This window comes from Tissierellales bacterium (assembly GCA_025210965.1).
GTDB lineage: Bacteria > Bacillota > Clostridia > Tissierellales > JAOAQY01 > JAOAQY01.
The window spans coordinates 1-8,200 of record JAOAQY010000104.1 but is presented as its reverse complement, the minus strand read 5'-3'; the positions used below and the strand labels follow the sequence as shown (position 1 = coordinate 8,200).

The window sequence follows — 8,200 nt, the reverse complement described above, 5'->3', positions numbered from 1 at the left end:
GCAGCGAAGAAGAATGGTCACAAAACAATAGCTATAGCAGGTGGAGTAGCTTCTAATCAAGGGCTTAGAGATGAGATGGAAAGGCGTGGTCAAGAAGAAGGTTTTAAAATATTGTATCCATCGAGAGTTTTATGTACAGATAATGCTGCTATGATAGGATGCGCTGCATACTATGAATATTTGAAAGGTGAGCGTGGGGATCTTTCGCTAAATGCAGTTCCAAATCTAAAACTTGGTGAGAAGCGATATTAATTTGTAAATATAAAGTGATTTAATTTAATAACTGAAGTGGTCTAAGAGCTTGATAATATGAGGATTATCGAGCTCTTTTTTTAGTCAATTATCAATCATGGTTAAAAAGTTTCACTGTGATAATTCATCTAAAGAGGGTAAAGATAAAACAGAGAAATTATATTATGAGGGCAGAAGGAGGAGTATTTATGAAAATAGGTATCAGAGAGAAGGTAATAGGGATTATATCTATACTTATTATTTTGTCAGTTGCCAGTTTGGGCTTTTTTAGTTATATCAATTCAGCGGATGTACTATCAAATTCACTTAGACACGATCATTTTGAATTGAACAAAGAAATAGCAGAGTCTATTAAACACCAATTTGATGGGTATATGGCAGGACTAAAAATGGTAGCAGATAGTGGAAATACGAAAACTATCGAAGAAGCTGGATTTAATCAGTGGAGAAGAGACGTTTTCAAGACATATGTTGACAATTTTGATCAAGTCGTACAGGCGTATATAGGTCTTCCAGATGGAACGATTCACATTGAACCACAATATGAATTTGCAGATGATTATGATCCAAGGCAGAGAGCTTGGTACAAAGGGGTTATGGAAAATAATGGTCCGTATTGGACTGACGTTTATTTAGGGGCAGTTAGTAAGAAATGGACTATAGCAGGTGCAGTGCCATCAAAAGATACAAATGGAAATTTTCAAGGGGTTCTAAGTATGAGTATCATATTAGAAGAATTGGCTGATGAAATTTCACAGATCAAAGTTGGAACAGATGGTTATGTGTTTATACTAGGAAGAGATGGAACTGTTATTTCACATCCTGATGAGAGTAGAATAGGTAGTATTTTGGATCAGGCTGAAATTCAGCAAGCTATAGATAAAGAAGATAGCGGAACAATAGACTATAGCTTTACAAATTCAGAGGGCAAAACTCGAGACAAATATGTAGTTTACCAAAAGATAGATAGCTTGGGCTGGTATGTTATGACATCAATGTATGTAGATGAAATTACAGATAAGACGGCTGTCGTTCTTAGAACTACATTGATAGTAGCTATTATAGTTTTGATATTAGCTATAGTTATAGGTGTGTTGTTCGGTAATTCTATGATTAAGCCTATAAAACAAATAGTTGCTGATATGAAACTCGTAGAGGCTGGTGATATGACTGTACAGTCTAATGTTAGAACTAAAGATGAGATAGGGGATTTAAGCAAGTCGTTTAATGCTATGGTTGAGAATGTTAGATCGCTGGTCAAGAATGCATCTACAGTTACAGACAATGTTGCTGAGTCAGCGGAATCACTTGCAGCAGCATCAGAGGAAGCTAGTGCATCATCTGAAGAAGTTTCGAGAACAGTTGAAGAGATTGCAAGAGGAGCATCAGATCAAGCCAATGATGCTGAGACTAGTGCGAGACTTACAGCGAGCTTAGACGAGAAACTTAATAAATTGCATGACAATTCAAAAGATATTTCTACAAATGCGCTTTCTGCAAAAGATGTAAATGAAAAAGGATTGGAAACAGTTGGTGACTTGAGAGAAAAATCTGATGAAAATATCAAATCTACAGAAGAGATTGCAGAATCCATTTCAGAGCTTGAGAAGAAATCAAATGATATTGGTGGAATACTTGAGACTATCAGTTCTATAGCAGAGCAGACGAACTTACTTGCACTTAATGCATCTATAGAGGCTGCGAGAGCTGGCGAGCACGGTAAAGGTTTTGCGGTAGTTGCTGATGAAATTAGAAAACTTGCAGAAGAATCTTCTTCATCTGCAGATAAGATTAGAAATATTGTAGATATGATTCAGAAGCAGACTAAAGATACTGTAAGTATCATGGATAGATTTAAAGAAAACTCAGAGAAACAATTTGGTGCAGTGCAAGAGGTTGATGGGGCATTCGCAAATATATCAAATTCAATCGATGAGATAGTGGAACAAATTAGCTTGATTGATGAATTCATAGAGGATATTATTGGAGACAAAAATGAGATAGTGACTTCTATAACGAATATATCTTCTGTTTCTGAAGAAACTGCGGCAGCTTCAGAAGAAGTAAGTGCTAGTATGCAGCAACAGAGCATGGCTGTAGAATCTGTAGCTCAAGCAGCAGAGACTTTAAATGAATTATCTATAGAACTTAAGAGCCAAATTGGACAATTTAAAATTTAATAGTTTAATAGCGGTAGATATTGAATCTACCGCTTTTTAATATAAAATTTGATAGAAATTAAAGTTTTCAGAATATTGCGCCGATATTATTAGTGAAAAGAAGATAAAGATAGCAGGCCAGCTAAATTTAGTAACAACCTATATATAGGACTTAACCAAGATTTGAATTATATGAAACGTGGATTTAACATACTCGTGGTAGAGTATAGTTAGAGGATGATCGGAGAAATGGAGGGTGAGTCATGGGCAATCAAGTATATCAAGAGGGTTCTTATAAAATTTACAAAGCGGGTAATAATTTTATAGTACACAATGCTAGCTATCGTTTTAAGGAAAAGCATTCACATGTTAGAAACTTCAAAGTGGCTAAAGACCTAATCTATTTTGCAACTAAACATATTATTCCAAAAAATTATTCGGCGTATTTATTAACATCACTTACTAGAATTAGCGATGATCAAAGATACATTGATCATATACAAGAATTGATAGATGTTAGAAAACAAAAGGGAAAGAAACTCAATTATAGAAATACTTATAGTCATTAATCGGGCGCGGGGGTGCCCGTTTTTTTGTGCCAAATTACTTATTTAACGTTGCAAATGCACTGCTTGTGATATTCAGGTGACGAAATTGTAAGGAAATAATAATATACTGTAAGCTGCTACTATGGAGGCTTGAAAAATATTTTATTAGAATAAAAGTATAGATGAAATACATGAGGAGGTCTTTATAGTGACAACAGCAACACTTATCAAAAAAAATATGAAATGGAATTTTAAGAATTATTTTCTATACTTTGCATCTATGATATTCATAATCATGATAGTGTATACGTTCAATTCTATACAATACAATGAGCAGGTATTAGAAAACATCAATACTAGCATGACGATATTGATGAAAATAGGTGCAGTATTTATTTATATCTTTGCCTTTATATTCATGTGGTATTCTAATAATTTTTTTACTAGGAATAGAAAAAAAGAGATTGGACTTTATTCAATGCTAGGGGTTTCAAAGAAACAAATATCAAGGATGTTACTTGCAGAAAATATATTACTGGGTATAGGAGCACTCGTTTTAGGAGTGTTATTAGGAACTATGCTTTCTAAATTTTTTGTTATGTTATTATTCAATTTGATGTCAAAATATATAGAGGTTGATTTTTCTTTTTCTATGTATGCACTTATAACAACTGGTATTATATTTGGTAGTTTTTTTGTGATACTTGGAGTGCATAATTATATGATAATATACAGATTCAAGCTCATAGAGTTTTTTAATGCTAAAAATAAACGAGAAAAAGAGCCAAAGGGATCGGCTATTATTGCTATTACATCATTGGTAATGCTTATATCAGGATATTTCATAGCTATAGAACAAGCTATGAAGATGGATTTTTTGATGTATACATTGCTAGTTTTGATTCTAGTTATTGGTGGAACTTATGGACTATTTAGCTCATTCATGGTTTTTTATGGTAAACTTAGGAGGAGAAATAGAAAAAATCTTTATAAGAATATGAATTTAATAAATACAAGTAATTTCATATATAGAATCAAGAGTAATTCATTTGTGCTTGGAAGTATAGCAATATTAAGTGCTACGGCGATAACAGCAGCAGGAATGAGTAGCAGTTTTTATTATCAGATAGGATTAGATGCATCGGGAGAGATGCCATACTCATATGCATACAAAATTACAGATTCAGAATTCGACCAACATGTGGATGATGTATTGAGTAGTCAGAGCGACCACAAAGTAGTATACGATGAGATCGGAGAGATAAAATCGGGTACAGTTGATATTGAAATAGATGGAGTATCTAACAATTCATCAATGGTATTTTTATCACAATCTACTTTCAATAAGTTGGCGGATTTTAACAATTTAGAGAAGATAAATTTAAATAATACAGAATCGTTGTTTTTAGTTAGTCCACGAGGTTATAACTTTGCAAAAGGATTGAAATCAGTACAGATGCCAAATGGAGATAAAATTTCAATCAATGAAATGAAACAGAAAAATGTAATATCTTCTATTTCAAATATTTACTCTATGGTATTATCTGATGAAACATATGGAAATCTTTCTGATATAGAAAAGGTTGAAAATTTAAGGTTTATAGAAGTTGAAAATGAAAACTCTGCACAAGACTTGACTAAGAGTTTATTAAAAATATTCGAAGGCAGAGAGGATGGAAGTTATGAGTATAGATTAGAATCATCTGAAATGTTTTACAATGCACAGATGGAAGTTCGAGGAATGTTAATGTTTGTAGGTATATTTATAGCATTAGTAGTTCTCATATCAACAGGTAGCATGATTTATTTCAAGCTCATAAATGAAGCTGAAGAAGAAAAAACAAGATACAATATAGTTAGAAAAGTTGGTGCTAGTAGAAGAGATGTATTTAAGAGCATATATTCACAAATGGGAGCCATGTTTATATTCCCGATAATTATAGGATTAGCACATGCCGGGTTTGCACTAGGTGCACTTTCAAAAATGCTGAAAAAAGATTTGATAATACCTACAATAGTTACAATGGCTGTCTATGTCCTAATATATGGGGTTTACTATATACTGACAGTTTACAAATACAATAAAACTGTAAATAGCTAAATTTAGAAGTATGGTGAGTGATAAATAAGAATGCTTTGATGAAGTAGTTGTAATTAAGTTCACATGCTACTAGATAAAAGCGTCATAGATTGGTTAAAAATGAAAAAGGTATAGTATATCTGCTAAGTTTTGATATAATACCATTGTAAGCAAATTGAAAATAGAGGTGAGCGAAATGGAAAAAGCATCAAAACAATTTTTAGAAACATTATTGTCGACATATTCACCAAGTGGTCGTGAAGAAGTTATTCAAGAAAAATGGCTTGACTATGTTAGCGAATTTGCAGATGAGGTGAAGACTGATTTGGCAGGAAATGCTTATGGAATATTGAATCCAGAGGCAGAATTTAAGGTATTATTAGCGGGACATGCAGATGAAATTGCGTTTATGGTAAACTATATAGATGACAAGGGCTTTTTAAGTGTAGTAAAAGCTGGAGGAATTAATCCAAAACTGGCACTTGGAAATAGAGTCAAAGTTTTGGGAAAAGAAGTGATATCAGGTGTTGTTGGAGTTACAGCAGAGCACCATGGTGGAGCAAAAGGTGAAGTAAAACCAGAAGATATATATATTGATTGTGGATTTAAATCTAAAGAAGAAGCAGAAAAATTTGTATGTGTAGGTGATTATATACTTTATGCTTTTGACTACGATTATTTACAAAATGACCTATTGGTAGGTAGAGGACTTGATAATAGAACGGGTTCATTTATAGTAGCAGAAGTATTGAAATCGCTTAAGGAAAAAAATATCAATGTTGGGGTATATGCGGTTAGTACTGTAAATGAAGAGACAAATATGGGCGGAGCTTATTTTGCAGCAAGTAATGTAAAACCTAGTATGGCAATTGCTTGTGATGTAACATTTGCTACTGATTTTCCAAATATGAGTCCTCAAAAACATGGCAAGGTTGATTTAGCTGGCGGACCAGTACTTACAAAGGGAGCACCAATTAATTTTAGAGTTAATGATCTTTTGGAAAATGCGGCAAAAGATTTAGATATGAAATTGCAATATGAGTTGACACCTAGAATGACAGGTACAGATGCAGATAAGATGAGATTAACAGGTGAAGGCGTTCCGGTAGCATTAGTATCATTGCCTTTAAGATACATGCATGCGCCATCGGAGATAGTATCAATGAAAGTCATCGAAGAAGAGATTGAACTATTGGTAAAAATGATAGAAAATTTAACTGGAAGCGAAGATTTAAGACCAGTTAGAAGATAATTACCAAGAAGCACCCTCAAAACTTTTTTTATAGGTTTAGTGAGGGAGCATGTCACGGTAGTAAAATAAGTTAAATTGTTAGATAGTCATGGGAATTTTGTTTCCATGGCTATTTTTGATATTATTAATTTGGGGATTATTTTATGAATAATTTAAGATTAAATTTGAGCGTTTTGCTATAAAATATATTATAAGTAACTATGAAGAAAGGGTGTGCAGTGATGATTCGCCTAGAAAATTTAGATAAGCAATTTAAAACGGTAAAGGCAGTAGATGGACTCACTCTAGAAGTTTCAAAGGGAGAGGTTTTTGGATTACTTGGGGAAAATGGAGCTGGAAAAACTACTACACTGAGATTATTAGCTACTATGCTAAAACCCACTGGTGGTACAGCTATAATAAATGGTGAAGATTTAGTAGAAAATCCAGATAAAGTACGTGAATCTATTGGTATATTATTTGGTGGAGAGACAGGACTTTATGACAGACTAAGTGCTAGGGAAAATATAGCATATTTTGGACAATTAAATGGCATGGAAAAGGAAGCGTTAAATGCAAGGATAGATGATCTTTGTAAGAGATTGGGAATGGAAGAATACATGGATAGAAGGGCAGGTAAATTTTCTAAGGGAATGAAACAAAAAGTTGCTATTGCCCGAAGCATAGTTCACAATCCACCAATAATGCTATTTGATGAACCTACTTCTGGATTGGATGTAACGGCGATAAGGGTAGTTCAGGAATTTATAAAAGAGCTCAAAAATGAAGGTAAGACGATAATATTTTCGAGTCATTCTATGGCTGAAGTTGAAAAGCTTTGCGATAGAGTAGGTGTAATAAACAAGGGTAAGCTAGTTGCAATAGGAACGTTGGAAGAACTTAAAAGAGAGCATGGTACTGATGATCTAGAAGAAGTATTTATAAGATTGATCGGAGGCGAAAAACATGACTAAATATATGGGTATAGTTCTAAGAAAAGAGCTAATAGATATAATGAGAGATAAAAAGACATTGATAACGAGTTTTTTAATTCCGATATTGATATTCCCAATAATGGCACTTGCTATGGGTGCTAGCGTAGGCGAGATAGTGAAAGACGCAGAAAAACCAGTTCCAGTAGTTATAAAAGGAGATATAGATAGTGATTTTGGAAGTTATCTTCAAACGAGTGGGGGGTTAGATATAAGAGATTTAAAAAATCCACTTGAATCGCTAGATGAACTAGAAATTTATGCTATCATAGATATAAAACCTGAGTTTTTGGAAGCATTGAGCAGTGGAAGGACTGCAAAACTTGAAGTGTTATATGATGAAAGTAGTCAAAAATCATCTATGGGTATGAGTAAAATCACAGATATTGTGAGTGGATTTGCTGAAACTAAGCGAAACGAAAGACTCAAAGAATTAGGCATAGACCCTGAGATACTTGAAGTGATAAATGTTGATAGCGTTTCAGTTGCATCAGACGAAAATAGCGGAATAACGATGATGCTTGTAACTATGCTAGTACCAATGTTACTTTCTATTTGGGCAGCAACTGGTTGTATTGCACCAGCGACAGATATAGGAGCTGGGGAAAAAGAAAGACAAACGCTAGAGCCACTTCTTACTACTAATGTCAGCAGAACTAGTTTATTGCTCGGGAAATATATTGCAGTTGTTATATCAGGAATACTAGCGACATTTGCATCGCTAATAGGTTTTGGACTAGCAGCGATGATAAATCCAAGTATGTTTGCAACTATTAGTTTGTCTTTAGGTGCATTACTGACTATAGGGTTTGCAGCAGTAGGCCTTACAATGGCATTTGCAGCTCTTGAACTTGCGATTAGTTTTTATGCTAGGAATTTCAAGGAAGCACAAACGTATTTGACACCTATAACATTTGTAGTATTGATTCCAGCTTATT

At 33.8% G+C, this 8,200-nt stretch carries 7 protein-coding genes; all 7 read left to right on the top strand.

Annotated features, from left to right (window positions below):
* A partial coding sequence (locus N4A40_08350) for a tRNA (adenosine(37)-N6)-threonylcarbamoyltransferase complex transferase subunit TsaD (GenBank protein ID MCT4661855.1) occupies positions 1-252 on the top strand: 252 nt, incomplete at its 5' end.
* A 188-nt stretch (positions 253-440) separates the two neighbouring features.
* Complete coding sequence (locus tag N4A40_08345) at positions 441-2,432, top strand: methyl-accepting chemotaxis protein (protein MCT4661854.1); 1,992 nt, start codon at positions 441-443, stop codon at positions 2,430-2,432.
* A gap of 242 nt (positions 2,433-2,674) precedes the next feature.
* The gene (locus N4A40_08340) at positions 2,675-2,980 is read left to right on the top strand and encodes a hypothetical protein (GenBank protein MCT4661853.1); all 306 of its coding nucleotides are present in this window, start codon (positions 2,675-2,677) and stop codon (positions 2,978-2,980) included.
* A gap of 187 nt (positions 2,981-3,167) precedes the next feature.
* Positions 3,168-5,060, top strand: coding sequence for an ABC transporter permease (locus N4A40_08335; GenBank protein MCT4661852.1), 1,893 nt, complete (start codon positions 3,168-3,170; stop codon positions 5,058-5,060).
* Between the two features lie 175 nt (positions 5,061-5,235).
* Entirely contained in the window at positions 5,236-6,291 is a 1,056-nt protein-coding gene (locus N4A40_08330) for a M20/M25/M40 family metallo-hydrolase (protein ID MCT4661851.1), read from the top strand.
* 221 nt (positions 6,292-6,512) lie between these two features.
* The gene (locus N4A40_08325) at positions 6,513-7,244 is read left to right on the top strand and encodes an ATP-binding cassette domain-containing protein (GenBank protein MCT4661850.1); all 732 of its coding nucleotides are present in this window, start codon (positions 6,513-6,515) and stop codon (positions 7,242-7,244) included.
* Positions 7,237-8,200, top strand: a 964-nt coding sequence (locus N4A40_08320; GenBank protein MCT4661849.1) for an ABC transporter permease subunit, incomplete at its 3' end; no start/stop codon positions are given. The genes N4A40_08325 and N4A40_08320, both read left to right, overlap by 8 nt.